Source organism: Amycolatopsis kentuckyensis (genome assembly GCF_041679295.1).
Classification (GTDB): Bacteria; Actinomycetota; Actinomycetes; order Mycobacteriales; family Pseudonocardiaceae; genus Amycolatopsis; species Amycolatopsis kentuckyensis_A.
Genome location: NZ_JBGDMD010000001.1, coordinates 333,192 through 352,749 on the forward strand (window position 1 = coordinate 333,192; position 19,558 = coordinate 352,749).

Genomic DNA, 19,558 nt, shown 5'->3' on the forward strand with positions numbered 1-19,558 from the left:
ACTGCTCCATGACCACGTCCCGACAGGACCGCATCGCGGCGCTGCCCGCCCACCTGCAGGAAGCGCTGCGCCGGCGGATGGCGGGAGCGGGGGCGCGCACGCCGGAGATCCCGGCCGCCGCCGACCGCTCCCGCCCGATCCCGCTGTCGTCCGCGCAGCGCCGGCTCTGGTTCCTCAGCCGGCTGCGGCCCGGAGACCCCGAGTACAACAGCGCGTTCGCCCTGCGCCTCACCGGCGAACTCGACGTCGCCGCCCTGGGCACCGCGCTGCGGCTGCTCGTCGCCCGGCACGAGCCGCTGCGCACCACCTTCACCGAGGTCGACGGCGAAGGCGTGCAGGTGGTCCAGCCGCCGTACGAGGTGCCGCTGCCCGTCGTCGACGTCAACGCGGCCGACCTCGACGCTGTGCTGCGCGAGGAATACGTCCGGCCGTTCGACCTCGGCCGCGGCCCGCTGCTGCGCGCTCTCCTGGCCCGGCTCGGCCCGGCTGAGCACGTCCTGCTCGTCTGCGTGCACCACATCGCCACCGACGGCGCCTCGATGGGCGTGCTCACCGAAGAACTCGGGCTGCTCTACCGCGACGGCTCGGATGCCGAGTTGCCGCCGCAACCCCTGCAGTACGCGGACTTCGCACGGTGGCAGCACGACCGGCCGACCCGCCCGGCGGGGCTCGAGCACTGGAAGGACCAGCTCGCCGGGATCACCCCCGTGGACTTGGCGGCCGACCACCCGCGTCCGGCCACGCGCGGCACCGCGGGTGCGGTCCGCGAGTTCACCGTCCCCGACGACGTCGCGCGGCAGCTGGCCGAACTGGCCCGGGCGTCGGAGACGACGTTGTTCACCGTGCTCGTCGCCGCCTGCCAGGCCCTCTTCGCGCGCTACACCGGGCAGGACGACATCGCGCTCGGCACGGTCGTGCAGGGCCGTGACCGGCCGGAACTGGAACGGGTAGTCGGGTTCTTCGTCAACACCGTCGTCTTGCGTTCCACTGTGGACACTTCGGTGTCGTTCGCCGACCACTTGGCCAGCGCGCGGCAGACGGTCCTGGACGCCTTCGCCCACGACGACGTGCCGTTCGAGGAACTCGTCGACGCCGTCCACGCCGGCCGTGACCCCGGCCGCCATCCGCTGTTCGACGTCATGGTGCTGCTGCACAGCGCCGGGGGCGGCCCGTCGTTCCCCGGCCTCACCGCCGAACCGGCCGACGTGGCGCGGGATTCCTCGAACTTCGACCTCTCGATCGAGTTCGAGGAGTCGGGCGGGCGGCTGGCCGGGCTCGTCGAGTACAGCACCGAGCTGTTCGAGGCCGCGACGATCGACCGCCTGCTCACCCACCTGCTACGGCTCCTGGGCGGGATCGCCGCGGACCCGGCGCGCCGGATCGCCGACCTGCCGCTGACGACCGAAGCCGAAGAAGCCACGCTGCTGAAGTGGGGGAGCAGCACGCTCGACGTCCCCGCGACGACCGTCGTCGACCTCCTCGACCACCAGGCGCGGACCCGGCCGGACGCGACCGCGCTGGTCTGCGGCGACCTCCGGCTCACCTTCGCCGAACTCGCCGCCCGCACCGACGCGCTCGCGGCCGACCTGGCCGCGCGGGGTGCCGGCCCGGACCGTGTCGTGGCCGTGCGGCTGCCCCGCTCGGCCGACGCGATCGTCGCCCTGTTCGCCGTGCTCAAGGCGGGCGCGGTGCACCTGTCGATCGATCCCGGGCTGCCCGAGGAACGCATCCGCGTCCTGCTGGAGGACACGCGGCCGGTGGTCGTGCTGGCCGGCACCGTCGTGCCCACCGGCAGATCGAGACCGGCCGGGCCACGCCCGTCCGACGCCGCCTACGTCATCCACACCTCCGGTTCGACCGGCACGCCCAAGGGTGTGATCGTGGAGCACGCGGCCCTGGTCAACCTCCTCGCCAACCACCGGACGGTGTTCGGGCGCGACCCGATGCGCGTGGCGCTCACCGCGACGCTGTCGTTCGACACGTCCTGGGAAGGCCCGCTGCTGCTGGCCGACGGCCACGAACTGCACCTGATCACCGACGAAACCCGGCTCGACCCGGCCGAGCTCACCCGGTACGTCCGCGACTCGCGCGTCGACTTCCTCGACGTGACGCCGTCCTACCTGCGGCAGCTGCTGCCCGCCGGGCTCCTGACCGGCGAGCACTGCCCGCGGTTCCTGATGGTCGGCGGGGAAGCCATGGATCGCGATCTGTGGCGCGAACTGGCTGCCTCCGGTACCGCCGCCCACAACTACTACGGGCCCACCGAGTCCACTGTGGACGCCACCTGCGCGCCGGTGACCGGGGACCGCCCGCTGATCGGCCGTCCGCTGGGCAACGTCGGCGCGTACGTGCTCGACGAGCACCTGCGGCTCGTCCCGCCCGGTGTGCCCGGCGAACTCTGCCTCGCCGGGGCCCAGCTGGCCCGCGGCTACCTCGGCCGGCCGGGCCTGACCGCGGACCGGTTCGTCGCCAACCCCTTCGGCGGCCCGGGAGAGCGGCTGTACCGCACCGGCGACCGCGTCCGCTGGGTGGACGGGCAGCTGGAACACCTGGGCCGGGTCGACGACCAGGTCAAGGTGCGCGGGTTCCGGATCGAACCGGGCGAGGTCGAGGCGGCGCTGCGGCCGTTCGTGACCGACGCGGCGGTGGACGTGCGCGGCGGCCGGCTCGTCGCGTACGTCGTCGGCGACGCCGCCGACCTGAAAGCCGAACTGTCCCGGACGCTGCCGGCCCACCTCGTGCCGTCCGTCTTCGTGCGGCTCGACCGGCTGCCGCTGACCCGGCACGGCAAGCTGGACCGCCGGGCCCTGCCGGAACCGGAACTGGCCGCGGCCACCGAGTACGTGGCCCCGCGGGACGACCGCGAGCGGCTGGTGACCCGGGTCTGGACCGAGGTGCTCGGCGTCGGACGCGTCGGCGTCGACGACGACTTCTTCGACCTCGGCGGCGACTCGCTGCTCGGCATCCGGGTCGTCTCCCGGCTCCGGGACGAACTCGGCGCCGACGTCCCCGCCCGGCTCGTCTTCACCGCTCCGACTCCGGCGCAGCTGGCCGCGCACCTGCCCGAGGCGGCCGCGCCGCAGGCGGCGATCCCGCTCCTGCCGCGCGACGGCGGACCCCTCGAAGCGCCGCTTTCCTTTGCGCAGCAACGGCTGTGGTTCCTCGACGAGTTCGAGCCGGGCAGCACGGAGTACGTCTCACCGACGGTCCTGCGCCTGCGCGGCGAACTCGACACCGCGGCGCTGAACCAGGCGCTCACCGCGCTGGTCGCCCGGCACGAGTCGCTGCGTACGACGTTCGCGACCGTCGACGGCCGCGGCGTCCAGATCATCCACCCGCCGTACGCGGTCGAGGTCCCGGTGACCGGCGGCGACCTCGCCACCGCGCTGAACAGCGCCACCGGTCCGGTCGACCTGCGCACCGGACCGCTGCTGCGCACCGCGTTGACCCGGCTCGCCCCCGGCGACCACGTGCTCACCCTGGTGCTGCACCACATCGTCACCGACGGCTGGTCTTCGGGCGTGCTCCTGAACGAGCTGGCCACGTGCTACGCCGCGTTCACCCGCGGCGAAGACCCGGCGCTGCCGCCGCTGCCCCTGCAGTACGCCGACTACGCGGTCTGGCAACGGGAGCGTACGGAATTCGACGACCAGCTGAGCTACTGGCGGCACCGCCTCGACGGCGTCCCGGTGCTGGACCTGCCCACCGACCGGCCGCGCCCGGCCGTCCGCACCAAGAACGGCGCCCTGCACGAGTTCCGCGTCCCGGCCGGCACCACCGCCCGGCTCAAGGAACTGTCCCGGCAGCACGGCGGCACGCTGTTCATGACGCTGCTCGCCGCCTGCCAGCTGCTGTTCGCCCGCTGGTCGGGGCAGGACGACATCGCCGTCGGCACGGTCGTCACCGGCCGCGAGCGCACCGAGCTGGAAGGCCTGGTCGGGTTCTTCGTCAACACCCTCGTCCTGCGGTCCACTGTGGACCTGCGTCGCGGGTTCGACGCCTTCCTCGGCGACGTGCGGGACACCGTGCTGGACGCCTTCGCCCACCAGGACGTCCCGTTCGACCGCGTCGTCGACGACCTGCAGCCCGAGCGGGACACCAGCCGCACGCCGCTGTGCCAGGTGATGGTCGTGCTGCACAACACCCCGGACGCCCGGCCCGCGCTGCCCGGCCTCGATGTCGAAGAGCTGGCCCCGCCGGTCGTCACGGCGGGCTTCGACCTGATGGTCCACTTCCAGGAGACGGCCGGCCGGCTCGACGCGCTCGTCAACTACAACACCGACCTGTTCGACGCCGCCACGATCGAGCGGTTCACCGGCCGGCTGCGCACCCTCCTGGACGGCATCGCGGCCACGCCGTCGCGTCCCCTGAGCACATTGCCGTGGATGACCGGCGCCGAGCGTGAACTGGTGCTGCGCGAATGGAATCCGGTGGGCGAGCCCGAGCCACAGCCGACGCTGCCCGAGCTGTTCGCCGCGCAGGCGGCACGCACGCCGGACGCCGTCGCCGTCACGCACGAGGGCACCGAGCTGACCTACCGCGAACTGGACCGGCGCGCGAACCGCCTGGCCCACCGGCTGATCGCCGAGGGGGCCGGGCCCGACCGGCTGGTCGCGCTGCGGCTGCCGCGCTCGGCCGACCTCGTCGTCGGCGTCCTGGGCGTGCTCAAGTCCGGCGCCGGCTACCTGCCGATCGACCCGGACTACCCGCCCGCGCGCATCGAGGCGACGCTCGCCGACGCCCGCCCGGTCCGCGTCGTGGACGACGTCCGTGCCGACGAGTGGCCGGACACCGACCCCGGGGTGCGGGTGGACCCGGAGAACACCGCGTACGTCATCTACACCTCCGGCTCCACCGGCGTGCCGAAGGGTGTGCTCGTCCCGCACGCCAACGTCACGCGGCTGTTCTCCTCGACCGCGCACTGGTTCGGTTTCGACGACCAGGACGTCTGGACGCTCTTCCACTCCTACGCCTTCGACTTCTCGGTGTGGGAGCTGTGGGGCGCGTTGCTGCACGGCGGCCGGCTCGTCGTCGTCCCGGCGGATGTCGTCCGCGCTCCCGAAGACTTCCTGACGCTGCTGGCCGAGCAGCGCGTGACCGTGCTGAACCAGACTCCCTCGGCGTTCTACCGGCTCGGCACGCTGCCGTCGCCGCCGCTGAGCCTGCGGTACGTCGTCTTCGGCGGGGAGGCCCTGGATCCGGTGCGGCTGGCGGACTGGCGCCGCCGGCACCCGGACGGCCCGCGGCTGGTGGACATGTACGGCATCACCGAGACCACCGTGCACGTCACCCACCGCGTCCTCGACGGCGATGGCCCGGCCACGGTCGGCGTGCCGATCCCGGACCTGCGCGCGTACGTCCTCGACGCGGACCTCGCGCCGGTCCCACCCGGCGTCACCGGCGAGCTGTACGTCGCCGGCGCCGGACTCGCCCGCGGGTACCTCAACCGGCCGGGGCTGACGGCGGCCCGGTTCGTCGCCGACCCCTTCGACGCGCCCGGCACCCGGATGTACCGCACCGGCGACCTGCTGTGCTGGACCTCCGGGGGCGAACTGGCCTACCGCGGCCGTGCCGACCACCAGGTCAAGATCCGCGGCTTCCGCATCGAGCTGGGCGAGGTCGAGGCGGCGCTGACCGCGCACCCGGACGTGACCGGGGCCGCCGTCGTCGCCCACGGCACCGGCGACACGCGCCGGCTCGTCGCCTACTTGACCGGGACCGTGCCCGGGAGCACCGCGCTGCGCGAGTTCCTCGGCCGGTCCCTGCCCGCGCACATGGTTCCGGCGGTGTTCGTCGGCCTGGCCGAACTGCCGCTCAACGCCAACGGCAAGCTCGACCACAAGGCGCTGCCCGAACCCGGCGCGCGCACCGAAACCCGTTACGTGGCCCCGCGTACACCCGAAGAGACGGTGCTGGCCGGCATCTGGTCGGCGGTGCTGGGGGTCGACCGGGTCAGCGTCGAAGACAACTTCTTCGGCCTCGGCGGCGACTCGATCCTCAGCATCCAGGTCGTCGCCCGCGCCCGGCAGGCGGGCCTGGGGATCTCGTCGAAGGACCTGTTCCAGCACCAGACCGTCGCCGAGCTGGCCCGGGTCGCCACGCCGAATGCGGCCCCCGCGGTCGTCGAGGAGGCCGGGCCCGCGCCGCTCGGCCCGATCCAGTCGTGGCTGTTCGAGCACCTCGACGAGCCGTGGCGGCTGACCATGTCCGTCCACGTCGTCCTGTCCGCTGTGGACAGAGTGCGGCTCGTTCGCGCGGTCGCCGCGGTGACCGAACGCCATGACGCCCTGCGCATGCGGTTCTCCCGGGCGGACGGGACCTGGTGGCAGGAACCCGCCGCCGCGGAGACCGCCGATGTCCTCCGGCACGTCGACCTGTCCGAAGTGGACGATGTCGACGTCGCGATGCAGGCCGAAGCCGTCCGCGCGCAGACGTCCCTGGACATCGCGAACGGCCCGGTCTGGCGGGTGGTGCTGTTCACCTTCGCCGACCGCGCACCCCAGCTGTTCCTGACCGCCCACCACCTCGTCATGGACGGCGTCTCCTGGCGCGTCCTGCTCGGCGACCTCGACCGCGCCTACCACGGCGAGGCACTGGAACCGGTGGGCAGCTCGTTCACCCACTGGGCCCGATCGCTGGCCGAGCACGTGAAAATGGGACGCCTCGACAAGCACACCGCGTATTGGGAAACTGCGCTGCGCGGTGCGCGGACGGAACTCCCGGTCGACCGCTCCGGCCGCAACCGCGCGAAGTCGGCGCGGGCGGTCTCGGTGTCACTTGGCCGGGCCGAGACCGCCGCGCTCCTGCACGATGTGCCGGCGGCGTACCGCACCGAGGTCAACGATGTGCTGCTCAGCGCCCTCGGCCGGGTGCTCGCCCGGTGGACGGGCCGGTCGCGCGTCGTCGTCGCGTTGGAAGGCCACGGCCGCGAGGAAATCGCGGCCCCGCTGGACCTGTCCCGGACGATCGGCTGGTTCACCGCGCAGTTCCCGGTGGTTCTCACGGTTCCCGACGGGGGTTGGGGCGACGTCCTCAAGGCCGTCAAGGAACAACTGCGCGCGGTGCCGGACAAGGGCGCCGGTTACGAAGCCCTGCGCTACCTGAGCCCGCCGGACGCGCCCGGTGCCGCGCTGCGCGACGACCCGTCCCCGCGGATCTCCTTCAACTACCACGGTCGCTGGGATGTCGACGGCGACGGCTGGTACTCCGGCCGCGGCGAGCCGCTCGGGCACGACAGCGACCCGGAAGGCACGCGGCCGTACCTGCTCGACGTAGTCGGGGTCGTCGAAGCGGGTGAGTTGCACTTCACGTGGGAGTACTCCGACGAAGTGCACGACGAGAGCACCGTGCGCGCGCTCGCTTCGGAGCTGGTCGAGGCCCTGGCCGAGGTGGTGGACCACTGCGCCGGCGCCGGTGGCCGCACTCCGTCGGACTTCCCGCTGGCCCGGCTCGACCAGGGCACCGTCGACCGGCTCGCCGGGGACGGCCGCGACGTCGAGGACATCTACCCGCTCACCCCGCTGCAGGCCGGGATGGTCTTCCACAGCCTGGTCGACCGCGATTCGAGCGCGTACTTCGACCAGTTCCGCCTGCGGCTGGCCGGCGTCCGCGACCCGCACGCGCTCGCCGAGGCGTGGCAGCGCGTGGTGGACCGGACGCCGATCCTGCGCAGCAGCATGGTCTGGGACGGCGTCGACGAGCCGCTCCAGCGCGTCCACCGGCAGGTCCGCGTCCCGGTCGGGCAGCACGACTGGCGCGACCTGGCCGAGGCCGAGCAGGAGACGGCGCTGGTCTCGCTGCTCCAAGCCGGCCAGGCCGCGGGGATGGAGCTGACGGCACCGCCGTTGATGCGCCTGGAGATCGCCCGCGTCGCCGACGACGAGGTCCAGCTGGTCTGGACGTCGCACCACGTCCTGCTCGACGGCTGGAGCACGGCCCAGGTCTTCGGCGAGGTGGCCGAGCAGTACGCGGCGATCGCCGGCGGCCGGACCGCCGAGCTGGCCCCGCGCCGGCCGTTCCGCGACTACCTCGCCTGGCTGGCGGCGCAGGACCACGCCGAAGCCGAACGGCACTGGCGCGCGGTGCTCGGCGACTTCGCGGCTCCGACGCCGTTGCCGTACGACCGTCGTCCGCAGGAGGCTCACCGGGCCGAGTCGGCCGCCGAGGTGCGGGTGGAGCTGTCCTCTTCGGAGTCGGCCCGGTTGCGCGAGGTGGCGAAGACGGCGGCGCTGACGGTGAACTCGGTCGTCCAGGGCGCGTGGGCGGTGTTGCTGGCCCGGCACAGCGGCGAGTCCGACGTCCTGTTCGGCACCACGGTCTCCGGGCGGCCGGCCGAGCTGCCCGGCGTCGAGGCGATGATCGGCATGTTCATCAACACCGTGCCGACCCGCGTCTCCGTACACAATGGACTGCCGGTGGCGGAGTGGCTGCGGGGAATCCAGGGCGCGCAGGCCGAAGCGCGGCGGTACGACTTCCTCGCGCTGTCGCGGTTGCAGGCGTTCACCGCGGTTCCGGCCGGTACGGCGTTGTTCGACAGCGTGGTGGTGTTCGAGAACTACCCGATCGAAGACAGCGGGCAGGACGGCGTGCGCGTGCTGGACGTCAGTTCGCTCGACACCACGAGTTACCCGCTGAACCTGACCGCGTTCCTGCACGACCGGCTCGGCCTCGAGCTGTCCTACGATCCGCGGTTGTTCGACGAGCCGACGGTCCGGCGGCTGGCCGGGCAGCTCGCTCAGCTGGTCCGGGCGATCGCCGCCGACCCGGACCGCCGGGTGGGGGAGCTGTCCCTGTCGACACCCGAAGAGCGGCGGGAACTGGTCGAGGCCGGGGTGGGTGCTGCGCTCGACGTCCCGGCGGGCACGGTCTTGGACGTCTTCGAGGCGACGGCCGCGCGAACCCCGCACGAGACGGCGCTCGTCTTCCGCGACACCCGGCTGACGTTCGCCGAACTCGACGCTCGCGCCGGCGAGCTGGCCCGCCGGTTGGTCGCGGCGGGGGCCGGGCCCGAGCGAGTGGTGGCGATCCGGCTGCCGCGCTCGGCGGAGGCGGTCATCGCGATCCTGGCCGCGTTCAAGGCCGGGGCGGCTTATTTGCCGATCGATCCGGGGCTGCCCGAAGATCGCGTGCGGATGCCGGTCGAGGACGCGCGCCCGGTGGTGGTGCTGGACGGCACCGAGCCGCGGGTCGCATCGGATGCGGCCGTCGCCACCCGCCCCAGCCCCTCGAACACCGCCTACGTCCTCTACACCTCCGGTTCCACCGGCCGGCCGAAGGGCGTGCTCGTCGAGCACCGCGGACTGATGAACATGCTCGCGAACCACCGCGGCGTCTTCCTCGGCGGCCCTCGCACCCGGGCCGCGCTCACGGCGTCGTTCTCCTTCGACACCTCCTGGGAACCGCTGCTCGCCCTGGTCGAGGGCCACGAGCTGCACGTCCTCGACGACGACACCCGGCTCGACCCGCGTGCCGCCGTCCGGTACGTCCGCGACCACCGGATCGACCTGCTCGACCTCACCCCGACCTACCTGCAGCAGCTCCTCGGCGCCGGGCTCCTGAACGGAAACCACCGGCCCGCCACCGTGCTCGTCGGCGGCGAAGCGACCGGCGAAGCCCTCTGGCGCGAGCTGGCCAAATCCGGTGTCACCGCCCACAACTACTACGGCCCGACCGAAGTGACCGTCGACGCCACGCACGCCCCCGTCACCGGCGACCGGCCGTCGATCGGACGGCCTCTGGCCAACCTGGCGGCCTACGTGCTGGACACGGCCGGCCACCCGGTGCCCGACGGCGTCGCGGGAGAACTGTTCCTCGCCGGACCGCAGCTCGCCCGCGGCTACCTGAACCGGCCCGGCCTGACCGCCGACCGGTTCGTCGCCGACCCCTTCGGGCCGCCGGGGACCCGGATGTACCGGACCGGCGACCGCGTGCGCCGGGCCGCCGACGGGCGGCTGGACTACCTCGGCCGCGTCGACGACCAGGTCAAGATCCGCGGCTTCCGCGTCGAACCGGGCGAGATCGAGGCCGCGCTCCGGCAGCACCCGGCGGTCACCGACACGACCGTGGTCGCCCGCGACGGCCGGCTCGTCGCCTACGTCGTCGGCGAAACCCGAGACCTGCGGACCTGGCTGCGCGGCCGCCTGCCGGACTACCTCGTGCCGTCGGCGTTCGTCGCCCTGACCGCGATCCCGTTGAACCGCAACGGGAAGATCGACCGCGCCGCGCTGCCCGCCCCCGAGCGCGACGCCGAAGCCGAATACGTCGCTCCGAAAACGACGACCGAGATCCGGCTCGCCGAAATCTGGGCCGACGTGCTGCGCGTCGAGCGCGTCGGGCGCACCGACAGCTTCTTCGAGCTCGGTGGCGACTCGATCAGCAGCATGCGGATCACCTCCCGCGTGCGGGCGGAGTTCGGCGTCGAGGTCTCGCCGCGTGCGTTGTTCGCCGCGCCCACCCTCGGCCGGTTCGCCGCTGCGCTGCCCGTGGCACAGGCCACCGCGCGGCCGATCCCGGCGGTCCCGCGGGACGGCGCCCTGCCGCTTTCCTTCGCCCAGCAACGGCTCTGGTTCCTGGACGAGTTCGAACCGGGCAGCACCGAATACCTCTCGCCGACGGCGCTGCGGTTGCGCGGCGAGCTGGACGTGCCCGCGCTGCGCCGGGCGCTGACCGCCGTCGTCGCCCGGCACGAGTCGCTGCGGACGACGTTCGCCACCGTCGACGGCCGGGGCGTCCAGCTCGTCCACGAGCCGTCCGACGTCGAGCTGCCCGTCGAGGACTTCGCCGAGGAGGCGCTGACGCGGGCACTGCGGGAGCCGTTCGACCTGCGCACCGGGCCGCTGCTGCGGGCGCGCCTGTTCCGGCAGGCGCCCGACGAGCACGTGCTGCTCCTGGCGCTGCACCACATCGTCACCGACGGCTGGTCTTCCGGGGTGCTCACGTCGGAACTCGACGCCTGCTACACCGCGTTCACCCGCGGCGTCGAACCGGACCTGCCCGAACTGCCCGTTCAGTACGCCGATTTCGCCGTCTGGCAACGGGAATCCCTCGACGGCCCGGTGCTGGCCGAACAGCTCGGCCACTGGCGCGAGCGCCTCGACGGCGTGGCGCCGCTGGAACTGCCGACCGACCGCCCGCGCCCGCCCGTGCGCACCACCGAGGGCGACTGGGTCGAGTTCACCGTGCCCGCCGACGTCACCGCGCGGCTCAAGGAGCTGGCGGGCGAAGGCGACGGCACGCTGTTCATGACCCTCGTCGCCGCCTGCCAGGTGCTGCTCGCCCGGTGGGCCGGGCAGGAGGACGTCGCGGTCGGCACGGTCACCGCCGGCCGCGAGCGGCCCGAACTCGAGCGCCTCATCGGCTTCTTCGTCAACACCCTGGTCCTGCGGTCCACTGTGGACGGCAAACGGCCCTTCCGTGAGTTCCTCGCCGACGTGCGGACCACGGTCCTCGACGCCTTCGCCCACCAGGACGTGCCGTTCGAGCGGGTGGTGGACGCGGTGCAGCCGGTCCGCGACTCGAGCCGGACGCCGTTGTTCCAGGTGATGGTGGCGCTGCAGAACACCGGCGACGAGCCGGGCGGCGGCACCCTCGCCGCCGAGGAGGTCGCACTGCCGATGACGACCGCGACCTTCGACCTGCTCGTGCAGTTCGAGGAGCACGACGGCGCGCTGCGCGGGGCGATCAACTACAGCACCGGCCTGTTCGACACGGCCACCATCGAGCGGGTGGCCGCGCGGTTGCGGGTCCTGCTGACCGAAGCCGCGACGGACCCCGACCGGCCCGTCGGTGACCTTTCGCTGTTCCTGCCCGGCGAACGCGAGAACGTCCTGGCCACGGCCCCGCGTGACCCGCGGCCGGACGTCGCCCTGCCCACCCTGCTGCGTCACGACTCCGACGACGTCGCCGTGTCCGACGACCGGACTTCGCTCAGCCACCGCGAACTCGACGTCCGCGCCAACCGGCTGGCGCACAAGCTGATCGCCGCCGGGGCCGGGCCGGAGACCCGGGTCGCGGTCCTGCTGCCGCGGTCGGCGGACCTGCTGGTGGCGCTGCTGGCGGTGCTCAAGACCGGGGCGGCGTACGTCCCGATCGACCCGGGCTACCCGGCCGACCGGATCGCCTACATGCTCGAAGACGCGCGTCCGGTCTGCGTGGTCGAAGACGTCGATGCGGCCGGTTTCCCGGACCACGCACCGGAAGCCGCCCTCGACCCGGAGTGCCCGGCGTACGTCATCTACACGTCCGGCTCGACCGGCCGGCCCAAGGGTGTGGTCGTGAGCCACCGCGCGGCGGCCAACTACCTGCGCTGGGCCGTCGACGCGTACCCGGGCCTGGGTGGCACGGCCGTGCTGCACTCGTCGGTCTCGTTCGACCTCACCGTCACGACGCTGTTCGGCCCGCTCCTGGCCGGCGGCCGCATCCGGGTCGCCGACGTGCTGGAGGCCGAGCCCGTGCCGTGCACGTTCCTCAAGGCGACGCCCAGCCACCTGCCCGTCCTGGCGGGCGATCCACGGGACCTCGTCGTCGGTGGCGAGCAGCTGCTCGGCGACGTGCTCGACCGGTGGCGCCACGCTCACCCGGCCGCGACCGTGATCAACGAGTACGGGCCGACCGAGACGACGGTCGGCTGCATGGAATACCGCGTCGAACCCGGGGACGCCGTCCCCGCCGGGCCGGTCCCGATCGGGCACGCGATCCGCAACACCCGCCTGTACGTGCTCGACGCCGGGCTGAACCCGGTGCCGCCGGGCATCCCCGGCGAGCTGTACATCGCCGGCGACGGGCTCGCCCGCGGCTACCTCGACCGGCCCGGGCTCACGGCGTCGCGGTTCGTCGCCTGCCCGTTCGGGCCACCAGGGGAGCGGATGTACCGCTCCGGCGACCGGGTGACCCGGCGGCCGGACGGCGAGCTGGTCTACCACGGCCGCGCCGACGAGCAGGTCAAGATCCGCGGCCACCGCATCGAACCCGGCGAGATCGAGGCCGCGCTGCGGGCGCACCCGGCCGTCACCGACGCGGCCGTGCTCGCCCGCGACGGGCGGCTGATCGCCTACGTCGTCCCGGACGCCGAACCGGACCTGCGCGAGTTCCTCGGCCGGTCGCTGCCGGAGTACATGCTGCCCTCGGCGATCGTCGCGCTGGACGCGTTGCCGGTGACGCGCAACGGAAAGCTCGACCGGGCCGCCCTGCCGGACGCCGACGCGGAGGAGCACCGGTACGTCGAGCCGTCGGGGCCGGTCGAGACGGCGCTGGCCGCGATCTGGGCCGAGGTGCTGGGCCGCGAGCGTGTCGGCGCGCGCGACAACTTCTTCGAGCTGGGCGGGGACTCGATCCTCAGCATCCAGGTCGTGCACCGCGCGCGGCTGGCCGGACTGCGGATGCGCTCGAAGGACCTGTTCGCCCACCAGACCGTCGCGTCGCTGGCGACCGTGGTCACCGCGGCCGACGAAGACCGGGCTCAGCACGAAGCCGTCGTCGGCGAGGTGCCGCTCACGCCGATCCAGCGGTGGTTCCTCGACGCGGAGCCGGCGAACCCGGCCCACTTCAACCAGTCCGTGCTGCTCGAACTGGCCGGCCCGCCGAACGAGGAGGCCCTGCAGCAGGCGCTCGACGCCGTCGTCGCCCACCACGACGCCCTGCGCCTGCGGTTCACCCGCGACGACGGGCAGTGGCGGCAGCACAACGACGCACCCGAAGCGCCGGTCCCGCTGCGGGTACTGTCCACTTCGGACCCCGAAGCCGTCGCCGACGAAGTGCACGCGAGCTTCGACCTCGCGCGGCCACCGCAGCTGCGGGCGGTCCTGTTCGAGCCGGACCGGCTCTTCCTGGCGGCGCACCACCTGGTCGTCGACGCGGTGTCGTGGAGCATCCTCGTGGAGGACCTCGAGCGGGCCTACGGGCAGATCCAGGCGGGCGAGAAGGCGGACCTCGGCGCGAAGACGACGTCGTTCCGCGACTGGGCACGGCGGCTGCGCGAGTTCGCCGAAGGCGGCGGCCTGGACGACCAGCGCGAGTTCTGGGCGCGCGAACTGCCGGGCTGCGCGCTCCCGCTCGACCACACCGGCGATGGACCGGCCACGGTCGAGTCCGTCCCGCTCGAGGTCGGCGAGCGCGACACCGACGCCCTGCTGCACCTCGCGCCCGGCGCCTACCGGACGCGGATCAACGACGTGCTGCTCAGCGCGCTCGCGTGGGCCGTCCGCCGGTGGACCGGGCATGACTCGGTCGCGATCGACCTGGAAGGGCACGGCCGCGAGGAAGTCCTCGACGGCGTCGACCTGTCCCGGACGGTCGGCTGGTTCACCACGCTGTTCCCGGTCGGGCTGACGATCGACCAGGACGCGGACTGGCGCGCGCTGGTCAAGTCCGTGCGGCGGCAGCTGCGCGCGGTGCCGGGCAACGGCTTCGGCCACGGCGTCCTGCGTTCCTACCGGTGCCCGGAGCTGGGGACGAACACCCCGCAGCTGGCGTTCAACTACCTGGGCCAGGGCGACGGGACGGGCGGCGGCGACGGCCTCTTCCGCGCGTCGCACCCGCCGATCGGCCGCGAGCAGGACCCGGCGAACGTCCCCGCGCACCTCCTCGAGGTGGTCGGCGGCGTCCGGGACGGCCGGCTGGAGTTCACCTGGTTCTTCCGGCCGGACCGGCACGACCGCACGACCGTCGAAGCCGTCGCTGCCGGCTTCGCCGAAGCCTTGCGGCGCATCGCCGCCGACTGCCGGGGGGAGGAGGCATGAGCGCGCCGAGCAAGGAGAAGCTGTCCCGCAACCGGGACTACCGGCTGCTGTGGACCGGCCAGGTCGTGTCCGAGGCCGGGTTCAGCACCACGACGATCGCGTTCCCCCTGCTGGTGCTGGCGCTCACGGGCTCGGCCGCGCAGTCCGGGCTGGTGCTCGGCGCGATCGCGATCGCGCAGCTGGTCGCCGGGCTGCCGGCCGGCGCTCTGGTGGACCGCTGGTCGCGCAAGCGGATCATGCTCGGCTGCGAGGCCGTGCAGGCGCTCGGGGCGGCCAGCTTGGTGCTCGCCCTCTGGTGGGGCGTGGCCGGAGTGGCGCAGCTCGTCGTCGTCGCCGTCCTGATGGGGCTGTGCCGGGCGTTGTTCGAACCCGCCGAGGAAGCCAGCCTGCCGCGGCTGGTGAGCACCGAGCAGGTCCCGTCGGCGGTGGCGCTGAACGCGGCGCGCACCAGCGCGGGCCAGCTGTCGGGCACGGCGCTCGGCGGGTTCCTGTTCGCGCTGGGCCGGTTCGTGCCGTTCGTCTTCGACGTCGTCGCGCACGTGGCCGCGTTCGTGTCGCTGGTGTTCGTCCGCCTGCCCGCGCGTCCCGAACCGGCGGAAGAACGCCCGCCCGCGCACCTGGGCCGCGAGATCGTCGAGGGGCTGCGCTGGGTGTGGCGCCAGCCGCGCGTGCGCGTCACGGCGGTGTGCGCGATCGTCCTGAACCTGTTCTTCGCGGCGTACTACCTGGTGATCATCGTGCTGGCGAACGAACGCGGCGTGCCGCCCGGCGAGATCGGCGTGATGGCCGCGATGCTCGGCGGCGGCGGCATCGCCGGGGCGCTCGCCGCGCCGTACCTGCACCGCAAACTCAGCCCGTACGCGCTGATCATCGGCGTGTTCTGGGGGCTGACGCTGCTGACGCCGCTGGCGGTGTTCGTGCACGACGGCTACCTGATGGGCCTGCTGTTCGCGGCGATGGCGTTCCTGGCCCCGGCGGCGAACACGACCATCAACACCTACCAGCTGCTCTTCACGCCCGACGAGCTGCGCGGCCGCCTCGGCGGCGTGATGGGCGTGACGGGCGGGCTGGCCGCGGCGCTCGGCCCGGCGCTCGGCGGCTGGCTCGTCGACCTGCTCCCCGATCCGGCCGCCGTGCTCAGCTGCGCGGGGGCGATCGCGGCGGTCACCGTGCTGACGACGTTCAGCCGGACCCTGCGCGGCTTCCCTTCCGTGTCCGATGTCGAAACCGTCAACACCAAGGAGTCCTGATGGACGAGAACACCACCTACCAGGTCCTGCTCAACGACGAGGGCCAGTACTCCCTCTGGCCGGCGGACAAGGAGGTCCCGGCCGGCTGGCGGCCCGACGGCACGCGGGGGAGCCGGCAGGAGTGCATGGACCACGTGGACGAGGTGTGGACCGACATGCGGCCCCGCAGCCTGCGGGAACGGATGTCGGCCGGCTGACCTCGGCCGGGGAACCCGGGCTCCGGCCCGGGTCCCCGTCCGGAGTTCACTGCGCGCGTCGCGTCGCCTTCGGCGGCATGGCCTGCCGCAGCAGGGTCAGCGCCTGCTTGGCGGCCAGGGTGAACAGCCCCATCGTGATGTCCGGCCGCCCGAACACGACGAGCAGGAGGGTCGACTCGACGGGGAAGACGCCGACGTAGCCCGAGCTGCCTTCGAACATCGCGCCGCGGGACTCGCCGATCTTGGCGTGGGCGGCGAACTGCGTGGCGAGCCCGACGGCCGCCGCCGCCATGGCGGCGACGCTGTCGGCTTCGATGGACTCGTTGTCGTTGGCCAGGACCAGGCCGTCGTGCGTGGCCACGAGCAGTCCGGCCACCTGGTCGACCTGTTCGCGGATCCGGCGCAGCACCTCCAGGGTCCGGCCGGGGTCGGGCTTGGCGCCCGCGACCGCCGGATCGGGCGGCGGCCCGGTGTCCGCGGACGGGCGGCGGATCGGCAGCGGTCCACCGGGGTACTGGCCGTAGGTGTCGGCCGCCTTCATACGGCGAGACTGGTCTCGATGCGCTTGAGGCTGTGCCGCGCGAGCGCGAGGTTCGCCCGTTCCCGGTCCAGCACGAGGTAGAGGAACAGCGTGGAGTTGCCTCGGGCCGTCAGGGGCCGGATCAGGTGGTACTGGCGGCTCAGCGTGATGAGGATGTCCTCGATGGAATCGTCGAGCCCGAGGGAAGCCATCACCCGCAGCTTCGCCCGGACGACCTCGGTGTTGCCGGCCGCCGCGATGTCGAGGTCGAGCCAGTCGCCACCGCCCATCGAACCGAGCGACATTCCGCTGTCGTAGTCGACGAGCGTCGTGCCGACGGCACCGGGAATGGACATCGCTTCTTTCAACGCCAATTCGATGCTCATGGAGAAGATGCCTTTCGCTTCCGAAGGCATGTGACGTTATGTGTCCGCGACGGCTTCCCGTACGACCGTTCGGCGCAACTTGAACACGGTTCGCGGCGGTATTTCTGCCGGGGTACCAGTGGATTCTTCTCACACAAGGTGAGCGGGCCCGGGATTCGTTTTCCGGGGGCCGGACTGCAAATTGCAGGTCGCAAATCGCGTGAACGGTCAGCCGGCGGCGTTGTCCGCATACGTCACCGTGATGTTCTTGAACCCGAGCGACTGCAGCAGCCCGACCAGCATCGTCTTCGTGTTCCGCTCCGCGTCGGCCACCAGCGTGCTCTTGCCGGCCGCCTCCTGGATCTTCTTCTGGGCCAGCTCGTACAGCGCCTGCTGGGAATTCGGGTTGCCGTTCAGGAAGTCGTTGATCCGGGTGAACAGACCTTGCTGCTGCGCGTACACATAGGACTCCTTGACGTCCAGGGTCGCCGGCTCCAGCTGCGCGTGGCCCAGCGTGATCGTGGCCGACTGGCGGTCGTCGGAGACCTTGACCGCCTCGCCCTTCAAGCGCGAGAAGTCCACGTACGCGTTGTCCGTGCCCACGCCGACGAACATCGTGTCGCTGCCCACCAGGAAGCTCGGCAGGACCGAACTCTTCTCGATGTCGACGATCACCTGGAACGACCCGCTCGCCGCCTCGTAGCGGGACAGCTCGACGATCGACTGCAGCAGCACCGGCCCCGAGCGCTCCTCGGTCTTCTCCGCGAACGGGTTGCGCAACTGGGGTAACAGGTGCACCGCCGATGCGACGAGCACCGCCACCGCCAAAAGCACCACTGCCACCCCGGCCGCGACCAGCCGCTTGCCCCAAGCACCCATGCCGGAAGATTACCCAGGCCGGCGCGCGGTCAAGCGGGCCCGGCGGTACGGTGTCCGGTGTGCGCAAGTCCGTGTGGCTGTGGATCCTGGTGATCGTCGTCGTCATCGTGGTGCTCGGGCTGATCTTCGGCGGGTACCGCAAGGGCGAGAAGCTCGGCGCGCCCGGCGACCCCGTGGCGGCGTCGAGCGTCGCCCGGGCGGCGTGACACCCGGGCGACGCTCTGTCCACAGTGGACGTCAGCGGGCCGCGCAGGTCGACGTGACGCCGTCGGCGCTGCCGGTGCCCTGGAAGCCGAACTCGGTGGACTGACCGGCCGCGACGCTGCCGTTGTAGCTCACGTTGGTCCAGGTCACCGCCCCGCTGGTGCCGCTGTTGCCGGCGCTCCAGCTGTTGGTGACGGCCGCGCCCGCCGGCAGGTTCGTCGTCACCGACCAGCCGCTGAGGGCGCTCGACCCGGCCGTCACCCGCACCGTGGCCACGAAGCCGCCGTTCCACGAGTTGAGCGACACCGAGCTGGTGCACCCGCCCGGCCCCGGAGTCGTCGGGGTGGTCGGAGTCGTCGGTGTGGTCGGGGTCGTGGGTGTCGTGGGTGTCGTCGGGGTGGTCGTGGTGCCGCCGGCGTTCAGCGCGTCGAGGACGCTCGTGTAAGCGGCCTTCTTGTTCCCGTTGCCGTCGAACAGCAGCGGGTTTTCGCCGGTGCGCCATGAGTCGGTGTCGCGGATGCCCCAGACCGTGATGCCGGCGCACCGGGCAACGGCCAGGCAGGCCCGGGTGACCGTGCCGTACACCGCGGCCTGGTTCGACCCGGAGATGTCCAGCTCGGTGATCTGGACCTCGACGCCGAGGTCGGCGAACCGCTGCAGGTTGGCCTGGTAGTCGCTGGGAGCGGAGTTGCTGAGGTGCGACTGGAAGCCGACGCAGTCGATCGGGACGCCGCGGGCCTTGAAGTCCTGCACCATGTTGTAGATGCCGGTGCTCTTCGCGTTGACGCCGTCGGTGTTGTAGTCGTTGTAGCAGAGTTTCGCGCTGGGATCGGCGGCGCGCGCGGCGCGGAAGGCGGCCTCGATCCAGTCGTTGCCGGTGCGCTGGAGGTTCGAGTCACGCCGTCCGCCGCCACCGCCGTCGGCGAAGGCTTCGTTCACGACGTCCCACGCGTAGATCTTGCCCTTGTAGTGGGTGGCGACCTGGGTGACGTGGTTGATCGCGGCCTGCCGCAGGGCGGACCCGCTGAGCCCCTGGGCCCAGCCCGGCTGCTGCTGGTGCCACAGCAAAGCGTGGCCGCGCACGCGTTTGCCGGTGCTGACCGCCTGGTTGAGGATGCGGTCGCCGCCCGAGTACGAGAACTGGCCCTGGTTGGGCTCGGTCGCGTCCCACTTCATCTCGTTTTCGGGGGTGACCATGGTGAACTCACGGTCGAGGATGCCGACGTAGGTGGAATCGCCGAGCTTCCCGGCCGAGACGGCGGTGCCGAAGTACCGGCCCGTCTGGGCGGCCGACGCGCCGAGCGTCGAAGCCGCCCCGGCGGAGGTGGCGAGCACCAGCGAAACGCCGAGCGACGTCGCCAGGAACGCGGATGCGAGCGCTGCGCGCGAAATCGGTTTCATGGCTGCC

8 protein-coding genes are annotated in these 19,558 nt (G+C 72.5%); 4 read left to right on the forward strand and 4 right to left on the reverse strand.

Going from position 1 to position 19,558, the window contains the following annotated elements; genetic code table 11:
• Positions 1-8: 8 nt before the first annotated feature.
• Genes ACERZO_RS01475 through ACERZO_RS01485 form a run of 3 tightly spaced genes read left to right on the forward strand, consistent with a single transcriptional unit; the run spans position 9 to position 16,182 of the window.
• Positions 9-14,735 carry an amino acid adenylation domain-containing protein gene (locus tag ACERZO_RS01475; protein WP_372660399.1) on the forward strand — a complete coding sequence of 4,909 codons (14,727 nt, stop codon included), beginning with the start codon at positions 9-11 and terminating at the stop codon, positions 14,733-14,735.
• Positions 14,732-15,985 carry an MFS transporter gene (locus ACERZO_RS01480; RefSeq protein WP_372660402.1) on the forward strand — a complete coding sequence of 418 codons (1,254 nt, stop codon included), beginning with the start codon at positions 14,732-14,734 and terminating at the stop codon, positions 15,983-15,985. Before ACERZO_RS01475 ends, ACERZO_RS01480 begins: the two co-directional genes overlap by 4 nt.
• Positions 15,985-16,182, forward strand: coding sequence for an MbtH family protein (locus ACERZO_RS01485; RefSeq protein ID WP_372660404.1), 198 nt, complete (start codon positions 15,985-15,987; stop codon positions 16,180-16,182). The genes ACERZO_RS01480 and ACERZO_RS01485 overlap by 1 nt, the downstream gene beginning before the upstream one ends.
• Positions 16,183-16,228: 46 nt before the next feature.
• Here the strand turns inward: ACERZO_RS01485 and ACERZO_RS01490 are convergent, their stop codons facing one another.
• The 3 genes from ACERZO_RS01490 to ACERZO_RS01500 form a co-directional block, all read right to left on the reverse strand.
• Positions 16,229-16,723 carry a roadblock/LC7 domain-containing protein gene (locus ACERZO_RS01490; RefSeq protein WP_372660407.1) on the reverse strand — a complete coding sequence of 165 codons (495 nt, stop codon included), beginning with the start codon at positions 16,721-16,723 and terminating at the stop codon, positions 16,229-16,231.
• Positions 16,720-17,088 carry a hypothetical protein gene (locus ACERZO_RS01495; RefSeq protein WP_372660410.1) on the reverse strand — a complete coding sequence of 123 codons (369 nt, stop codon included), beginning with the start codon at positions 17,086-17,088 and terminating at the stop codon, positions 16,720-16,722. Before ACERZO_RS01495 ends, ACERZO_RS01490 begins: the two co-directional genes overlap by 4 nt.
• Positions 17,089-17,295: 207 nt before the next feature.
• Positions 17,296-17,946: a DUF4230 domain-containing protein gene (locus ACERZO_RS01500; RefSeq protein WP_372660413.1), complete on the reverse strand. Its 651-nt coding sequence runs from the start codon at positions 17,944-17,946 to the stop codon at positions 17,296-17,298.
• Positions 17,947-18,005: 59 nt separating this feature from the next.
• Between ACERZO_RS01500 and ACERZO_RS01505 the strand changes: the two genes are divergently transcribed.
• Positions 18,006-18,152 carry a hypothetical protein gene (locus tag ACERZO_RS01505; RefSeq protein WP_372660417.1) on the forward strand — a complete coding sequence of 49 codons (147 nt, stop codon included), beginning with the start codon at positions 18,006-18,008 and terminating at the stop codon, positions 18,150-18,152.
• A 31-nt stretch (positions 18,153-18,183) separates the two neighbouring features.
• On the opposite strand, the gene ACERZO_RS01510 is transcribed toward ACERZO_RS01505, so the two are convergent.
• Positions 18,184-19,551 carry an endo-1,4-beta-xylanase gene (locus ACERZO_RS01510; RefSeq protein WP_372660426.1) on the reverse strand — a complete coding sequence of 456 codons (1,368 nt, stop codon included), beginning with the start codon at positions 19,549-19,551 and terminating at the stop codon, positions 18,184-18,186.
• Positions 19,552-19,558 lie beyond the last annotated feature (7 nt).

What these genes read in the sequence shown, in the direction of transcription:
- ACERZO_RS01475 (WP_372660399.1), top strand. Translation starts at nt 9, where the DNA reads ATGACCACGTCCCGACAGGACCGCATCGCGGCGCTGCCCGCCCACCTG.
- ACERZO_RS01480 (WP_372660402.1), top strand. Translation starts at nt 14,732, where the DNA reads ATGAGCGCGCCGAGCAAGGAGAAGCTGTCCCGCAACCGGGACTACCGG.
- ACERZO_RS01485 (WP_372660404.1), top strand. Translation starts at nt 15,985, where the DNA reads ATGGACGAGAACACCACCTACCAGGTCCTGCTCAACGACGAGGGCCAG.
- ACERZO_RS01490 (WP_372660407.1), bottom strand. Translation starts at nt 16,723, where the DNA reads ATGAAGGCGGCCGACACCTACGGCCAGTACCCCGGTGGACCGCTGCCG.
- ACERZO_RS01495 (WP_372660410.1), bottom strand. Translation starts at nt 17,088, where the DNA reads ATGAGCATCGAATTGGCGTTGAAAGAAGCGATGTCCATTCCCGGTGCC.
- ACERZO_RS01500 (WP_372660413.1), bottom strand. Translation starts at nt 17,946, where the DNA reads ATGGGTGCTTGGGGCAAGCGGCTGGTCGCGGCCGGGGTGGCAGTGGTG.
- ACERZO_RS01510 (WP_372660426.1), bottom strand. Translation starts at nt 19,551, where the DNA reads ATGAAACCGATTTCGCGCGCAGCGCTCGCATCCGCGTTCCTGGCGACG.